Source organism: Mesorhizobium sp. M0028, assembly GCF_040323855.1.
In the GTDB taxonomy this organism is placed as follows: domain Bacteria; phylum Pseudomonadota; class Alphaproteobacteria; order Rhizobiales; family Rhizobiaceae; genus Mesorhizobium.
Window position 1 is genome coordinate 47,818 of the sequence record NZ_JAMYVG010000019.1, and the last position, 16,407, is coordinate 64,224.

14 protein-coding genes are annotated in these 16,407 nt (G+C 62.4%); 9 read left to right on the forward strand and 5 right to left on the reverse strand.

What is annotated here, in order from left to right; all coding sequences use genetic code 11:
• The first annotated feature begins 46 nt into the window (after window positions 1-46).
• Window positions 47-967: an arginase gene (rocF, locus tag NKJ93_RS26100; RefSeq protein WP_352481448.1), complete on the forward strand. Its 921-nt coding sequence runs from the start codon at window positions 47-49 to the stop codon at window positions 965-967.
• Between the two features lie 3 nt (window positions 968-970).
• Window positions 971-2,038 carry an ornithine cyclodeaminase gene (gene ocd, locus NKJ93_RS26105; protein ID WP_023720502.1) on the forward strand — a complete coding sequence of 356 codons (1,068 nt, stop codon included), beginning with the start codon at window positions 971-973 and terminating at the stop codon, window positions 2,036-2,038.
• A 16-nt stretch (window positions 2,039-2,054) separates the two neighbouring features.
• On the opposite strand, the gene NKJ93_RS26110 is transcribed toward ocd, so the two are convergent.
• Window positions 2,055-2,216: a hypothetical protein gene (locus NKJ93_RS26110; RefSeq protein WP_023720503.1), complete on the reverse strand. Its 162-nt coding sequence runs from the start codon at window positions 2,214-2,216 to the stop codon at window positions 2,055-2,057.
• Window positions 2,217-2,487: 271 nt separating this feature from the next.
• On the opposite strand from NKJ93_RS26110, the gene NKJ93_RS26115 reads away from it, so the two are divergent.
• Genes NKJ93_RS26115 through NKJ93_RS26130 form a run of 4 tightly spaced genes read left to right on the forward strand, consistent with a single transcriptional unit; the run spans window position 2,488 to window position 7,841 of the window.
• Window positions 2,488-4,437 carry a PrkA family serine protein kinase gene (locus NKJ93_RS26115; protein WP_023720504.1) on the forward strand — a complete coding sequence of 650 codons (1,950 nt, stop codon included), beginning with the start codon at window positions 2,488-2,490 and terminating at the stop codon, window positions 4,435-4,437.
• Between the two features lie 19 nt (window positions 4,438-4,456).
• Window positions 4,457-5,779, forward strand: a complete 1,323-nt coding sequence (locus NKJ93_RS26120; RefSeq protein ID WP_023720505.1) for a YeaH/YhbH family protein — start codon at window positions 4,457-4,459, stop codon at window positions 5,777-5,779.
• A complete protein-coding gene (locus tag NKJ93_RS26125) occupies window positions 5,779-7,317 on the forward strand; it encodes a SpoVR family protein (RefSeq protein ID WP_023720506.1) in 1,539 nt (512 codons plus the stop codon). Before NKJ93_RS26120 ends, NKJ93_RS26125 begins: the two co-directional genes overlap by 1 nt.
• A complete protein-coding gene (locus tag NKJ93_RS26130) occupies window positions 7,314-7,841 on the forward strand; it encodes a hypothetical protein (RefSeq protein ID WP_352591964.1) in 528 nt (175 codons plus the stop codon). The genes NKJ93_RS26125 and NKJ93_RS26130 overlap by 4 nt, the downstream gene beginning before the upstream one ends.
• Before the next feature lie 164 nt (window positions 7,842-8,005).
• Here the strand turns inward: NKJ93_RS26130 and NKJ93_RS26135 are convergent, their stop codons facing one another.
• Both NKJ93_RS26135 and NKJ93_RS26140 read right to left on the reverse strand, forming a co-directional pair.
• On the reverse strand, window positions 8,006-8,251 hold the full coding sequence (locus NKJ93_RS26135) for a hypothetical protein (protein WP_023720508.1): 246 nt from the start codon (window positions 8,249-8,251) through the stop codon (window positions 8,006-8,008).
• Between the two features lie 49 nt (window positions 8,252-8,300).
• A complete protein-coding gene (locus NKJ93_RS26140; RefSeq protein ID WP_352481446.1) occupies window positions 8,301-10,301 on the reverse strand; it encodes a protein-L-isoaspartate(D-aspartate) O-methyltransferase in 2,001 nt (666 codons plus the stop codon).
• A gap of 299 nt (window positions 10,302-10,600) precedes the next feature.
• Between NKJ93_RS26140 and NKJ93_RS26145 the strand changes: the two genes are divergently transcribed.
• Window positions 10,601-13,012 carry a phosphoketolase family protein gene (locus NKJ93_RS26145; protein ID WP_352495084.1) on the forward strand — a complete coding sequence of 804 codons (2,412 nt, stop codon included), beginning with the start codon at window positions 10,601-10,603 and terminating at the stop codon, window positions 13,010-13,012.
• Entirely contained in the window at window positions 13,012-14,193 is a 1,182-nt protein-coding gene (locus NKJ93_RS26150; RefSeq protein ID WP_023720510.1) for an acetate/propionate family kinase, read from the forward strand. The genes NKJ93_RS26145 and NKJ93_RS26150 overlap by 1 nt, the downstream gene beginning before the upstream one ends.
• A gap of 48 nt (window positions 14,194-14,241) precedes the next feature.
• Here NKJ93_RS26150 and NKJ93_RS26155 read toward each other — a convergent pair whose 3' ends face one another.
• Window positions 14,242-15,324: a sensor histidine kinase gene (locus NKJ93_RS26155; protein ID WP_023720511.1), complete on the reverse strand. Its 1,083-nt coding sequence runs from the start codon at window positions 15,322-15,324 to the stop codon at window positions 14,242-14,244.
• A 133-nt stretch (window positions 15,325-15,457) separates the two neighbouring features.
• A complete protein-coding gene (locus NKJ93_RS26160) occupies window positions 15,458-15,673 on the reverse strand; it encodes a KTSC domain-containing protein (protein ID WP_023720512.1) in 216 nt (71 codons plus the stop codon).
• Between the two features lie 129 nt (window positions 15,674-15,802).
• Here NKJ93_RS26160 and NKJ93_RS26165 point away from each other — a divergent pair, with 129 nt between their 5' ends.
• Window positions 15,803-16,405, forward strand: coding sequence for an alpha-ketoglutarate-dependent dioxygenase AlkB (locus NKJ93_RS26165; protein ID WP_352495085.1), 603 nt, complete (start codon window positions 15,803-15,805; stop codon window positions 16,403-16,405).
• Window positions 16,406-16,407: the final 2 nt, after the last annotated feature.

A 16,407-nucleotide genomic window follows, 5' to 3' on the forward strand; every position in this document is an offset into this window, starting at 1 on the left:
CGATGCGGGGTTCACTAAAGGCATCGTAATTTGGTGGGGTACGAGAATGCACTGCGTGATCGTGGGAGCACCGATCCAGGCCGGCTCTGGCCGGATGGGCTGCGAGATGGGGCCGAGCGCGCTGCGCACGGCCGGTCTGGCCGGCGCGCTGACCGAGCTTGGCCATACGCTGACCGACCTCGGAACGATTGTCCCTGCCGACATGCGCCCTGTCGTACACGGCAACGCGGTGGTGAAGGCGCTGCCGGAAATCGCCGCCTGGACGGCAGCGATCAGCGAAACCGCCTATGCTGCGAGCGCCGACGCAATGCCGATCTTTCTCGGCGGCGACCACAGCATTTCGGCCGGCACGCTCGCCGGCATTGCCCGCCGGGCAGCGAATGCCGGCCGGCCGCTCTTCGTGCTGTGGCTCGACGCCCACCCCGATTTTCATACGCTCGACACGACGACCAGCGGCAATCTGCATGGCGTGCCGCTGGCCTATGCCAGCGGGCAGCCCGGCTTCGAGGGCTATTTCCCCCGCCTCGCGGCGCAGGTGGACCCGGCTCGCATATGCGCGCTGGGAATCCGCAGCGTGGACCTGGCGGAACGGGATGCGTTGCGCAGAGCCGGCGTGACGGTCCACGACATGCGTTCGATCGACGAGCACGGCATCGCGCAACTGCTTCGCGCCTTTCTCGAACGGGTGAGCGCCGCCAACGGCATGCTCCATGTCAGCCTCGATGTCGATTTTCTCGACCCGTCGATCGCGCCGGCGGTGGGCACCACCGTTCCCGGCGGCGCCACCTTCCGCGAGGCGCATCTGGCGATGGAAATGCTGCATGACAGCGGGCTCGTCACCAGTCTCGACCTGGTCGAACTCAATCCCTTTCTCGACGAGCGCGGCCGCACCGCCACGCTTTTGGTCGACCTGACCGCAAGCCTGATGGGCCGGCGGATCATGGATCGCCCGACGAGGGGGTTCTGAGCCATGACCGTCAATTTGAACATCGTTCCGTTCGTCAGCGTCGACCGCATGATGAAGCTGGTGCTTGCCATCGGCATCGAGCGCTTCCTGGTCGAGCTTGCCGCCTATATCGAAGAGGATTTCAGGCGTTGGGAGCTGTTCGACAAGACGCCGCGCGTCGCCTCGCACAGCATTGACGGCGTCATCGAGCTGATGCCGACCAGCGACGGGCAGCTTTACGGCTTCAAATACGTCAACGGGCATCCGAAGAACACGCGTGACGGCCGCCAGACCGTGACCGCTTTCGGCGTGCTTGCCGATGTCGGCAACGGCTATCCGATGCTGCTTTCGGAAATGACCATCCTGACTGCCCTGCGAACGGCGGCCAGCTCGGCGGTCGCGGCGAAATACCTCGCTCCCGGGGCCGCCAGATGCATGGCGATCATCGGCAACGGCGCGCAATCGGAATTTCAGGCTATTGCGTTCAAGGCGCTGCTTGGCGTCGACAGGCTGCGCCTCTACGATATCGACCCGGCGGCCTCGACCAAATGCATGAAGAACCTTGCCGGCATGGGTTTCGACATCAAGCTCTGCGCGTCGGCGCAGGAGGCCGTTGAAGGTGCACAGATCATCACCACGGTAACCGCCGACAAGCGATCGGCAACAATCCTGACCGACAACATGGTCGGGTCCGGCGTGCACATCAACGCGGTCGGCGGCGACTGCCCGGGCAAGACCGAGCTGCATCGCGACATTCTGCTGCGCTCGGATATTTTCGTCGAATATCCGCCGCAGACGCGCATCGAAGGCGAGAGCCAGCAGCTCGATGCGGACCATCCGATCACCGAATTGTGGCAGGTGATGACAGGAAAGGCAGCAGGCCGGACGGACGCCGGACAGATCACGCTGTTTGATTCCGTCGGCTTTGCGATCGAGGATTTTTCCGCGCTACGCTACGTCCGCGATCAGCTTCAGCGGACCGGCCTTTACGAGGAACTAGACCTTCTGGCCGATCCCGATGAGCCGCGTGACCTGTTCGGCATGCTGCTGCGCGCCGAAAAAGTGGCCGGGCTGGCGGTTGCCCGCAGCTGAGCTGCGATCCCGTCGGTCAGTCCTTCTTTTCCTGGTACAGGCGCTCGGTCGCGCGCTCGCTTTCCCTGCGCTCCGCCGGGCCGCGACGGCGCTGGGTGAGCAGGGCGTAGGCGATCAGGATTGCCAGCAGCAGTGGACCGCCTGCAACAACGAGCAACCACAAACTAGTCTCAAACATCGAACCGTCTCCTTTCCCTCACAACCGGGAAGGACCAGAACCGTTCCTCCGTCTTGTCGGAGGTCGCCCGCACCGCGTGGCGTGATTCAGGATTTTGTGCCTCGAGCAGGACGTTCCACGCCTTGTCGGCATGCAGGATGCTCTTATCTAGAGTCTTATCATTCGGTCACAGGCACTCTCTGCAAAGTGAAGGGAACCACAAGGGCTTTCCGACATTTGGTTGTTCAAGAGACAAACGTGCAGCCACACCGGCTCCGGGGCTAGGAATACCATGCGTGAGAATCAATCCGACGTCTTCGATCTGTTTTCCGAGGTTTACAAGAATGCGGCGCAGGAGGAGATAAGCCTCCAGCAATATCTGCTTGCCTGCCGCGAGGACAAGTCGATGTACGCCTCGGCGCCCGAGCGGATGGTCGAGGCGATCGGCGAGCCGACCTTTGTCGATACCAGCAAGGACGAGCGGCTCGGCCGTATTTTTTCGAACCGGACGATCAAGATCTATCCGACCTTCGCCGATTTTTACGGCATGGAGGATACGATCGAACGTATCGCCGGTTATTTCCGCTATGCCTCGCAAGGACTCGAGGAACGCAAGCAGATCCTCTATCTCCTCGGCCCGGTCGGCGGCGGCAAGTCCTCGCTTGCGGAGCAGTTGAAAAGGCTGATGGAGCAGCGTCCGATCTATACGCTGAAGGTCGGCGGCCAGGTCAGCCCGGTCTTCGAATCGCCGCTCGGGCTGTTCGACCCCGACCGCATGGGCGACCTTTTGGAGGACAAATACGGCATCGCCCGGCGGCGGCTGAACGGCCTGATCTCGCCCTGGGCGGCCAAGCGCCTCGACGAATTGTCCGGCGACATCTCCAAATTCAGCGTCGTCAAGCTGATGCCGTCCAGGCTTCGCCAGATCGGCATCGCCAAGACCGAGCCGGGCGACGAGAACAACCAGGACGTTTCGGCCCTGGTCGGCAAGGTCGACATCAGGCAGCTGGAAAACTTCAGCCAGTCCGATCCGGACGCCTATTCCTATAGCGGCGGCCTGAACCGGACGACGCAAGGACTGCTCGAATTCGTCGAGATGTTCAAGGCGCCGATCAAGGTGCTGCATCCGCTGCTGACCGCGACCCAGGAAGGCAGCTACAACGGCACCGAGAATTTCGGCGCTTTCCCCTATCAGGGCATCATCGTTGCCCATTCCAACGAATCGGAATGGCTGCAGTTCAAGAACAACAAGAACAACGAGGCGTTCCTCGACCGCATCCTGGTGGTCAAGGTGCCGTATTGCCTGCGCGTCACCGAAGAGCGGCAGATCTACGAGAAGCTGTTGCGCGAAAGCGAATTGGCCTCCAGCCCCTGCGCTCCGGAAGTGCTCGATATCCTCAGCCGGTTCACCGTTTCGACCCGCCTGGCCGAACACGACAATTCGCCGCTCTACACCAAGATGCGCGTCTATGACGGCGAGAACCTCAAGGAAACCGATCCCAAGGCGAAGTCGGTCCAGGAGTACCGAAACGCGGCCGGTGTCGATGAAGGCATGACCGGCGTCAGCACCCGCTTTGCCTTCAAAATCCTGTCGCAGACCTTCAACTACGACACCGAAGAGGTCGCCGCCGATCCGGTGCATCTGATGTACATCCTGGAAGAGGCGATCAAGCGCGAGCAGTTCCCGAAGGAAACCGAGGCGGACTATCTCGATTTCATAAAGTCGGAGCTCGCCACCCGTTATGCCGAGTTCATCGGCCACGAGATCCAGAAGGCCTATCTGGAATCCTACAGCGAATACGGCCAGAACCTGTTCGACCGCTACATCGCCTATGCCGATGCCTGGATCGAGGATCAGGACTTCAAGGATACCGATACCGGCCAGATCCTCAATCGCGAGGTTTTGGACAACGAACTGTCGCAGGTCGAAAAGCCGGCCGGCATCGCCAATCCCAAGGACTTCCGCAACGAAGTGGTGAAGTTCACGCTGCGCGCGCGGGCCAGAAACCACGGCCGTAACCCGTCATGGACAAGCTATGAAAAGCTGCGCGAAGTCATCGAGAAGCGGATGTTCGGGCAGGTCGAAGATCTGCTGCCGGTGATCAGCTTCGGCTCCAAGCAGGACAGCGTGACGGAGAAGCGGCATACCGAATTCGTGCAGCGGATGATCCAGCGCGGTTACACCGAGCGCCAGGTCCGCCGGCTGGTGGACTGGTACATGCGGGTGAACAAGGCGGGTTGAAGCCAGCCCGGGGTAACATATGCCGATCTTCATCGATCGCCGACTGAACCCGAAGGACAAAAGCCTCGGCAACCGGCAGCGTTTCCTGCGGCGGGCGCGCGAAGAGTTGAAGCGCACCATCCGCGATCAGATCCGCACCGGCAAGATCGCCGACGTGGACGCCGAGCATGCCGTTTCGATGCCGGCGCGAGGCACCGGCGAGCCGAGCTTCAACGATGCCCGGAACAGCGGCAGCCGCCAGCACGTCCTGCCCGGCAACAAGCATTTTGCCCCAGGCGACCGGCTGCCCAAGCCGGGCCAGGGCGGCGGCATGGGATCCGCCCCGGGGAGAACCGAATCGGAGGACGATTTCCGTTTCGTGCTGTCGCGCGAAGAGGTGCTCGACCTCTTCTTCGAAGACCTCGAACTGCCTGATATGGTCAAGCTCAACCTCAAGGAGATCCTCGCCTTCAAGCCGCGCCGGGCCGGCTTCGCCGCGACCGGCTCGCCGACCAACATCAATGTCGGACGCACGATGCGCAACAGCCATGGCCGCCGCATAGCGCTCAGGCGTCCCAAGCAGGAGGCGGTCGACGCTGTCGCGCAGGAGATCGCGACGCTGGAGGCCAAGCCGCAAAACGCCGAGATGCGGCAGCGCATCGTGGCGCTGCAGGAAGAGCTTGAGCGGCTGGAGCGCCGCCGCAAGCGGATCGCCTTTGTCGATCCGGTCGATATCCGCTTCAACCGCTTCGACGCCCAGCCGGTGCCGAACGCCAATGCGGTGATGTTCTGCCTGATGGACGTGTCCGGTTCGATGGGCGAACGCGAGAAGGATCTGGCCAAGCGCTTCTTCGTGCTGCTGCACCTGTTCCTGAAGCGGCGCTATGACCGGACCGAGGTCGTCTTCATCCGCCACACGCACGAGGCGCAGGAGGTGGACGAGGAAACCTTCTTCTACAACACCCAGAGCGGCGGCACGGTGGTTTCCACGGCGCTCGAGGAGATGCACCGCATCGTCGAGCAACGCTATCCCAGCCGCGAATGGAACATCTATGTCGCCCAGGCCTCGGACGGCGACAATTTCGTCACCGATTCCGAGCGCTGCATCGCCCTTCTCGACGAACAGATCATGCGGCTTTGCCAGTATTTTGCCTATGTCGAGATCCTCGACGAGCGTGAGAGCCACATCTTCGGCGCTACCGACAACGGCACGTCGCTGTGGCGTGCCTACAGTGCGGTCAAGCTGAGATGGTCGAACTTCCAGATGAGCCGCATCGCCACGGCGGCCGACATCTACCCGGTTTTCCGCCAACTCTTCGCCAGACAGCCGGGTTATCAAAAGAGCGGTGAAAGAGGGGGCTGATGGCGAGCAAATCCGGGTTGCTGTTTTCCGGTTCCGACTGGGATTTCAGGACGCTGTCGCGCGCCTACGAGACCATCGAGGCGGTCGCCACCGAAGAGCTCCACCTCGACGTCTATCCGGTGCAGATGGAGATCATCTCGTCCGAACAGATGCTCGACGCCTATTCCTCTGTCGGCATGCCGCTGATGTACCGGCATTGGTCGTTCGGCAAGCACTACCTCTACCAGGAATTGCTCTACCGCAAAGGTGGGCGAGGGCTGGCCTACGAACTCGTCATCAATTCCAATCCCTGCATCGTCTATCTGATGGAGGAAAACACCATGGCCCTGCAGGCGCTGGTGACGGCGCACGCGGCGCTCGGCCATAACCATTTCTTCAAGAACAATTATCTTTTCCGGCAGTGGACGGACGCCGGCGCCATCCTCAGCTATCTCGACTTTGCCAAGGGCTATATTGCCCGCTGCGAAGAGCGGCACGGCGTCGATGCGGTGGAAGAGATCCTCGATGCCGCACATGCGCTGATGGAACAGGGCGTGTTCAGATATCACCGGCCGCCGAAGCTGTCGTCGGAAAAGCAGCGCGAGGGGATTCGCGAGCGCCTGGAATACGAGGAACGTTCCTACAACGATCTGTGGCGCACGCTGCCGCCTTCCAAGGACGGCACCAAGGTCCGCGAAACGGATACCATGACGGAGCGCAAGAAATCGCTCAAGCTGCCCGAGGAGAACCTGCTTTATTTCCTGGAGAAGAACAGCCTGATCCTGGAACCGTGGCAGCGTGAGGTCATCCGGATCGTCCGCGTGATCGCGCAGTATTTCTATCCCCAGCGGCAAACGCAGGTGATGAACGAGGGCTGCGCCACCTTCGTGCATTACACGCTGATGAACCTTTTGTTCGACCGCGGCCTGATCGGCGAAGGTGCCATGCTGGAAATCCTGCGCAACCATTCGAACGTGATCTTCCAGCCAGGGTTCGACGATCCGCGCTTTTCCGGTATCAATCCTTACGCGCTGGGTCTCGACATGATGCAGGACATCCAGCGCATCTCGACCGCGCCGACGGCTGAGGACCGCGACTGGTTTCCCGATATCGCCGGCAATGGCGACTGGCGCCAGACCTTGCTGGACGCCTGGGCCAACCATCGCGACGAGTCCTTCATCCGCCAGTATCTGAGCCCTACCCTGATACGGAAATGGCGGTTCTTTGTCCTTGCCGATGCCGCCAACGACCCGCATTACGAAGTCGCCTCGATACACAATGAGCGCGGCTACGAGAGCGTCCGCGCCGCTCTCGCCCACAGCTACGACATCGGCGCCAGCCGGCCGGACATCCAGGTGGTGGACGTGGACCTGCTCGGCGACCGGCATCTGCGCCTGCAGCACAAGGTCAAGGACGGCATCGTGCTGGAAGGCGGCAGCCGTGACGCCACGCTGCGCCATATCCGCAAGCTCTGGGGCTACGAGGTCAGCATGGTCGCGGTCGACGCGCAGACCGGCGCCACACTCCACGAACGGTCGACCAGCCAGATCGGGGAATGACCGAACCGGCCTGCAGGGAAGTCGGGTGGCGTCGCCTTTACCGGATCACCAACCACGCTGTGGTCAGGGAGCAGGAACATGCGCGTATTGATGATCGCCGCCTTCTTCTGGTCGCTGTCACGATGGCGCTGTCGCTTGCGCACGCTTTGGAGTTGCCGGGCAAGTTGCGCCTCAAGGAGGCTACCTACAAATCAGTGCAGGCGATCTACTATCCCGGCTTCACGATCGGCGGGTTTGCCGAGATCGGCGGCATCATTGCACTCGCCATCCTGCTCTACCTGACGCCTTATCCAAGCGCTCGATTCTGGTGGACCTTGCGGCGCTTGTCTTCCTGCTGGCGGAACATGCGACCTATTGGTTGGTCACGCATCCCGTCAATAATTTCTGGGTGCAAGACGTTGCCATGCCGCAATCAGCCGCGACGTTTTTTTCAATGTTTTCTCGAAAGCAGACCGGCGACTGGAGAGATTTGCGCAACGTCTGGGAGACTTCGCATGTCGCCAGGGCAGGCCTGGCGATGCTGAGCCTCGTCTCAATTGCTGTCGCCGCGACATTTTTTGCTGAATAGCGCCGAGGGGATCAAGACGGCGCCCTCGTCCGCCAATTTGCGGCCACGAACGCTGCATCCGTCAGATCGGGGAACGGGAACCGGCGCCATACTGTCTTAACGTTAAGCGATCCCGCCGTTTCAGCGGTCGGCGCGATGCTTGTTGTGGGCGCTTTCCTGGTGCTCGCCGCGGATGATGTTGCGGTCGTCGGGATCGGCAATGTCCTTGGGGTCCGATCTGAGCTCGGCACCGCGCCGGAACGCCTCGCGCTCTTGCCTGGTCTTTTTCAAATCCGCTTCCGCGTCGAAATCCTTGCCAGCGTTTTTCGTGTTCTCGCGCTCTTCGATGATGCGCAATTGCTGCTCATGAGTCTTCTTTCCGGCCATTGGTGACGTCCTTCTTTCGATTTTCCGCTTCCCCCAGGGTCCAAATTCGCTACAGCCCGAAAGGATAGGTCTCGGGAAGGCCTGTCCCCGCATGTTCCGGCCCAAGCGGCGTCACGGCACTGGTTTCATCGAACCAGACGAAAGCATCGAACTGGCGGGCGAGCGAGGCATCCGCATAGTGGCTGTGCAACTCGGTCTCCGGCCGGTAGATAACGCCGATAAAGCGTTCCAGCCGGCGCTCCAGAAGCCGTTGGCGCAGCGTGTCGTCGCGCTCGAAATCGAGCAGGAAAGGCGAGACGCCGCTGTCATGGCAAAGCCGCTCATAGCTGTCGTTGTGGGAAGGACGAACCGGTTTCACTTCCATGTCGCCGTCCCAGTCGGTGGCGGCGGCCACCGTCCCGGAATGCGTGCTGAGCCCAATCAAGGCAACCTCGTCGCCAAAACGCTGGCGGCAGAGCTGGCCGATGTTCACTTCGTCTCTGACGATCCCCATCTCGGTATAGCGGGCATCGCCGATATGGGAATTATGTGCCCACACCACCGCCTTGGCGGCCGGGCCGCGGGCCTGCAGCAGGTGCTCCAGTGTTTCGAACATGTGGGTGTCGCGCAGGTTCCAGGACTGCGCGCCGCCGTAATACATGGTGCGGTAATAGCGTTCGGCGGAGGCGACCAGGCGGGCGTTTTGGGTGGCGTCGAGGAAATCGATGCCGTCCTGCTGCGCATAGTCGAGCTCTCTGGAAAGCAGTTCCCGGCATTGCTCGAGCACGGCCTTCTCGCATTTCTGGTAGCCGGAGGTGAGTGCGACACGGCCATAGGTGGCCGGGTCGTTCTGCCACGGCGTCAGGCAGCCATAGCGCTCGCGTGCGATCCTTGCCGCCTGCGGATCGATCCGGTCGAGATATTGCAAGACCGCCGCGATCGACCCGCCCATATTGTAGATGTCGAGGCCATAGAACCCGGCCCGCCGGGAGGATATCCTGATCCGCTCATTATGCTCTCGCATCCAGTCGACGAACGCCGCGACGTCGGTGTTGCGCCACATCCAGGTGGGAAAGCGCTGGAACGGCGGATCGGCGCCCGGCCGCGGTGGCCGGTGACGGACGTAGCGGTCGATCGCCGCGGCATCGGGCCAGTCGGCCTCGACCGCGACGATGGTGAAGCCATGCTTCTCGATCAGCCTGCGAGTGATCGCGGCGCGCGCGCGGTAGAACTCCGACGTGCCGTGGCTGGCTTCGCCGAGCAAGACGACGCGGCGGTCGGCAAACCGGTCGAACAGCGCACCGAAGGCGGGATCGTCGAAATCCGGAAGCGGTTCGGCGGCGGTCGCTATCATCTGCGGCAGGCTGCTTCTGCGCTGATGCCGGTGCGGAAGATCGGCCGCTATTTGGCTGTCGCTGCCTGGCTCGCCCCAGCCTTGCTCGCCGATCAGTGGAACAAACCGCACGCCGCCGAAATCCTCCTCGGTGTAAGTTGCTGCGCCAGTCCGGGTGACTTTGAGCAGGCGCTGCGAGTCGAATTCGTCGCCGACCGGGATGATAAGCCGGCCGGCGACGTCGAGCTGTTCTTGCAGGGCGAGCGGTGCGCCGGGCCCGGCGGCCGCAACCAGGATCGCATCGAAGGGTGCCGCCTCGGGCCAGCCCTTGGTGCCGTCGCCGGTGCGGACTTCGATATTGTCGTAGCCAAGCTTTTTAAACCGCTGCCTTGCCGTTTCAGCCAACGCGGCGTGGCGCTCGATCGTGTAGACGCGTTCGACGATCCGGCTCATTACGGCAGCCGCATAGCCCGAGCCGGTGCCAACCTCGAGGACGTGGTCACCGGCTCCGATCTCCGCCATTTCGATCATCAACGCAACGATGTAGGGCTGCGATATCGTCTGACCTTCGGCGATCGGCAGCGGCCCGTCCTCATAGGCAAATTCTTCAAAACCAGGCTCGACGAAAGCCTCGCGCGGCACCTCGCGCATCGCCTGAAGGACATTGCGGTCGCGAATGCCACGGCGGCTTAAGTGAATGTCGACCATTTGGTTGCGGGCATGGGAGAGATCGAGCATTTTTCTGCTCCTCCTATGGGCCTCCGCCACAATCGCCCAAGCTGCTCAAACGGCACTTTGGCCGGTCCATGTCCCAGGGCCTCGGCAGTCCGCCTGGATTCATACAATGCGGTGCACCTTCCTAACCGTTGGCAAGCCCCGAGGTTCCCCAAAGACCGACCCGCTTTTGTCGGGCTCGCCAGGTTGCAGGATCGGCAAGCGGCGCTGGCGGCCGCCCAAACTTATTTCGAGGCAAATCCTTTCTCCGGCGCGACGCCACCCCAGATAACGACGGACGAGGGTATTCCGGAGGCATTTCTATGAACGACGAGGCCCGCACCACTGCGCAAACAACCGGCCTTGACCAGATCGATGTGATGGACCGCTACTGGCGCGCCGCGAACTACATTTCGGTTGGCCAGATCTATCTGCTCGACAATCCGCTCTTGCGCGAGCCTTTGCTGCCCGAGCACATCAAGCCGCGGCTGCTCGGCCATTGGGGCACGACACCCGGCCTCAATTTCATCTATGTGCATCTGAACCGGATCATCCGTGAACGTGGTCTCGATGTTCTGTTCATCTGCGGTCCGGGTCACGGCGGCCCGGCAATGGTCGCGAACACCTGGCTCGAGGGGACCTACAGCGAGATCTATCCCGAGGTCGGCAAGGACGAAGACGGCTTGCGAAAGCTGTTCCGGCAGTTCTCGTTTCCCGGCGGAGTGCCGAGCCACGCGGCTCCGGAGACGCCCGGCTCGATCCACGAAGGCGGAGAGCTCGGTTATGCACTGGTCCATGCCTTCGGCGCCGCCTTCGACAATCCGAACCTTGTGGTCGCCTGCGTCGTCGGCGACGGCGAAGCCGAGACCGGTCCGCTCGCCGCGGCCTGGCATTCCAACAAGTTCCTGAACCCGGCATCCGACGGCGCCGTCCTGCCGATCCTGCATCTCAATGGCTACAAGATCGCCAGCCCGACGATCCTCGGCCGCATGGAAGACGAGGCGTTGCGCAGCCTGTTCCTCGGCTATGGCTACGAAACCTTCTTCGTCGAAGGTCATGAACCTGCTGCGATGCATCGGGAGATGGCCCGCACGCTCGATACCGTGCTCGACCGGATCCACTCCATCCAGGAGCCTGCACGAGCCGCGGGCTGGAAGGGAGAGCGGCCGCTGTGGCCGATGATCGTGCTGCGCAGCCCAAAGGGCTGGACTGGGCCGAAAGAGGTCGACGGTAAGAAGGTCGAGGATTTCTGGCGTTCGCACCAGGTACCGGTATCGAACGCACGCGGCGATGCGGCGCACCGCCAGATCCTCGAAGACTGGATGCGCAGTTACGAGCCGGAAAAACTGTTCGATAAAGGCGGCCATCTCCTGGCGGAGCTCGCGGCGCTGGCACCTACGGGGTCACGACGCATGGGCGCAATCCCCTACGCCAATGGCGGCCTGCTGAAACAGGACCTCGTGCTTCCCGACTGGAAAGGCCTGGCGCTCGACGTACCGCGTCCGGGCGGCACTGTGGGAGAGGCGACGCGCACGGTCGGAAGCTATCTTCGCGACGTGGTCCGCTTGAACGCCGAGGCCAGGAATTTCCGGCTGATGGGACCGGACGAGACATCCTCCAACCGCCTCGACGACGTGTTCGAGGTTACGGACCGCGTCTGGATGGAGCGGATCGAGCCCTACGACGTCCATCTTTCCCGTGACGGCCGCGTCATGGAAGTGCTCAGTGAACATCTTTGCCAAGGCTGGCTGGAGGGCTATCTGCTGACCGGCCGCCATGGCCTGTTCTCGTGCTACGAGGCGTTCGTCCACATTGTCGATTCCATGGTCAACCAGCACGCCAAATGGCTGAAGACCTCCGGCGAACTTGCCTGGCGCAAGCCGGTCGCCTCGCTCAACTACCTGCTGACCTCGCATGTCTGGCGGCAGGATCACAATGGTTTCAGCCATCAGGACCCGGGCTTTGCCGATTTCGTCGCCAACAAGAAGGCCGACACGGTCAGGCTCTATTTCCCGCCCGACGCCAACACGCTGCTGTGGATCACCGACCATTGCCTGAAAACCTTCAACCGCATCAACGTCATCGTCGCCGGCAAGCAGCCGGCGCCGCAATGGCTGTCCGCCGAAGACGCGGAAGCGCACTGCAAGGCCGGTGCCGGCATCTGGGAATGGGCCGGGACGGTTGCCAAGGGCGAAGATCCGGATGTGGTTCTCGCTTGCGCCGGCGACGTGCCGACGCTGGAGACGCTTGCCGCAGCCGACATCCTGCGCTCAGGCATTCCGGACCTGCAGATCCGCGTCGTCAATGTCGTCGACCTGATGATTTTGCAGTCGAATTCCGAGCATCCGCATGGCTTTGCCGACGACAGATTCGACGCGCTGTTCACCAAAGCCAAGCCGGTCATCTTCGCCTATCACGGCTACCCCTATCTCATTCACCGCCTGACCTACCGGCGCGCCAACCACGACAACATGCATGTGCATGGCTTTCGCGAGGAAGGCACGACGACGACGCCGTTCGATATGGTGGTGCTCAACCAGCTCGACCGCTATCATCTGGCGCTCGCCGCGATCGCGCGCGTGCCGGGGCTGGCCGAGCGGGCGAAGGATCTTGCCGCGGCGCTGCATGGGAAATTGGCTGAGCACACGGCCTATGTCCGCGAACATGGCGAGGACATGCCCGAGATCCAGAAATGGTCCTGGCCACAGGACAGCGCGACGAGGGCCGGCGATTGATGCGACGATCGATCCTTGCGTTGAATGCCGGCTCGTCGAGCATCAAGTTCCGACTTTACGATCTTGCAGCGTCCGCCGAGCTGGATCTTGCCTCGCGCGGTTCACTGGATCTGGGCGATGCGCCAAGGCTGACCGCGAAAGCCGCCGATGGGGAGCTGCAGTGCGATCGGCCACTTGCCGCAGACGCATCACGCGACATGGGCATCGGCCAGATGCTGCAATGGATCGAGAACGAACTTGGCGGAAGGAAACTGATCGCCGCCGGACATCGCATCGTCCATGGCGGACGCGAGTTCGTCGAACCTGTCCGCCTGATGCCGACAATTATCGAGGCTCTCGACAGGCTGACGCCGCTTGCGCCACTGCACCAGCCGCGCAGCCTCGCGCCGATCCGGGCGCTTGCCGCGTTGCGACCCGACCTGCCGCAGGTCGGATGCTTCGACACGGCCTTCCATCGGACCATCGAGCCTCTGGTCAGCCGTTTCGCGCTGCCGCGCCACTATGAGGCAGACGGCATCCACCGCTACGGCTTTCACGGGCTTTCCTACGAATATGTCGCCGGCCGGCTCAAGCAGATATCGCCCGATCTGGCGGCGAAAAGAACCATCGTCGCCCATCTCGGCAACGGGGCGAGCCTGTGCGCCATGCGCGACGGGCGAAGCGTCGATACGACGATGGGCTTTTCGGCGCTTGACGGCCTGGTCATGGGCACACGCTGCGGCGCCATCGATCCGGGCGTGCTTTTGTACCTGCTATTGGAAAGAGGGATTTCGGGAGAGGCGCTGCAAGACATGCTCTACGAGGAATCCGGCCTGCTCGGCGTGTCCGGCATTTCCGGCGACATGCGCACGCTGGAAGCCAGCGACGACCGCCGGGCGCGCGAAGCGGTGGAGCTTTTCGCCTTCCGCGCCGCCAGGGAGATTGCCGCCCTCGCCAACACGCTGGGCGGGTTCGAATGCCTGGTGTTCACCGGCGGCATCGGCGAGCACTCGGCTCCGGCCCGCAAAGCGATTTGCGACAGGCTTGGCTGGCTCGGCGTGGCGATCGACGAGGCAGCCAACAGCTCCCATGCCGCGCTGATGAGCCAGGCGGAGAGCAAGGTCGAAGTCCGCGTCGTGGCGACCGACGAAGAAGGTGTCATCGCCCGCCACACGCGCAAGGTAATGGAGGGGCCCGGCTGATGCGGATGGCCTCGAATGACCCCGCTTGCGGCAGCCCTGCTCGTGCGGCTACGAAGCGAGCGCGGCCGATCTGTTGAAGACGATGGTCACTCGCGTTCCTTTGCCGGGGGTCGAGTCCACCTCGAACCGGGCTTTGGCGTTCTCGGTCAGCGATTGCGCGATCAACGCTCCGAGCTTGCCGGGTTTCGGCCAGGTCTCGCCTTCGGGCAGGCCGATGCCGTCATCGGCGACAACGATGCGAAAGCCGTCGCCGTCGACAACACTGCGCAGCGTGATTGTCCCGCCTTCGCGACCCAGAAAGGCGTGTTTCAGCGCGTTCGTCAAAAGCTCGTTGACCACCAGGCCGGTTGGCATCGCCACGTTGATGGACACGGGATAGGTGTCGACCTTCATATCCAGCCGGATGCCTTGCACGGCGTGCGACGTCATCACTGCGGAAGCGATCTGGCTGAGATAGACGCCGAGGTCAACTTCGGCCTTCTGTTCGTCGGCCGACAGCGCCTGATAAAGAATTGCGAGTGCATCGACGCGGCCGGCGAGACGCTCGAAGCGTTTCTGATCGGGTGACGCCGCGCTGCGGGCCTCCAACCTGATGAGAGCCGTGATCATCTGGAGATTGTTTTTCATCCGATGCTGCAATTCGCGCAGCAGCATGTCCTTTTCACGGATGCGTTGTTCGAAGGCCTCGCTGTCGCTTGCCTTGTGCGCGGTGACATCGACAAGGGCGACCAGTCGAAAGGACCGTCGCCCGCGCTCGTCCTCGATCAGGTTCGAATAAACGTCGACCATGACCGGCTCTGTGCCGGCACGTTGCATCCTGAAAGTCCCCGCGCGATCGATATCCTCGACGATGGCCCGGGCCAGCGGCCGGTCCTTGTATTCGCCCAAGCCTTGTCCGCTCAGCGCAGCCCAGTTGCGGCGCTCCAGCTCTGCGACGGAAACGCCTGACAGTTTCTGGAACTCGGAATTGACGTAAACAACACGTTCATCGCCGCCCAAATCGGAAATTGCGATCGCAATCGGCAGCTGGTCGAGGAACCTTTTATAACTGTCACTGTCCAGGGCGCCCGCCAGGTCGAGGTTGTCGAGCAATTGCTGGAGCTGCTCGGTTTTTTCGGCTTCGGCGGACATTCCAGGCTTTCGATGTTTCGGGTAGGACCATGGTCAATATCAGGTCGCTCGCCAACTGCGAAGTCCGCTCGTTGCCACCGCGCGGCGAGGCATGGCGGAAAGCCGAGATCGTGGTTGAGAAGCGGCTGAAGGCTCAGCTCGAATGGCTCTGCTCGACCAGATGGTATTTGTACCGGTCGCGAATATGCTCGTTGAAGAACCGGCCCTTCGCCGAGGCTTTGCGGAACGCGGCGTGGACTTGCGGCGGCACGTCCTCGTAATCATAGCGGCTTCCGCTCGGGACGAACCATACGGAGAGTACCCTCGTCGCCGGCTGGTAATCGATGTTTCTGATCGCAGTTGAAGGCATCCTCGACAGGTCCAATGCTCGGCAGTGCTCAATTCCATGCCGTCGTGGGAATAACCCTGCACGGAGAGCGAGGTTCCTTGCTGCCGAAGCAGCCTTGCCGCTACGGGCTGGCTTCACCAAATACGGTTGATGCCATCGCCCAAGACATCGGCTGCAGCCCGCCAGGGCGATCTCTTTGCCGCCGCCGCCGACCTGCCGGAAGGATTCCGCTACCGGCCCGAACTGATCACGCCGGACGAAGAAGCAGCGTTGGCAAGCCAGCTCGCAAGCCAGCCATTTCAGGCTTTCGACTTTCATGGCCATCTGGCAAACCGGCGGATAGTCGGCTTCGGGCTGCGCTACGACTACGACCGGCGCGCAGTCGTCGAGGCACCGCCGATACCCGGCTTTCTGCTGCCGCTCAGGGAAAAGGTTGCAGCCTTTGCCCGCCTGCCCGCCGAGACCTTCGTGCAGGTGCTGATCAACGAGTACCGGCCGGGCGCCGGTATCGGCTGGCACCGCGACAAGCCTCACTTCGAGGCGGTCGCCGGCGTTTCCCTGCTGGCCGCGTGCAGCTTTCGCCTGCGCCGGAAAAACGGCACGCGATGGAACCGCAAGACGGTCACCGTCGAGCCAAGATCGGCCTATCTGATGACGGGCGCCGCGCGCAGTGAATGGGAGCACAGCATCCCGCCGGTTGCCGAGCACCGCTATTCGATCACGTTGCGCACGCTGCGGCCGCAACGCGCTTAAAG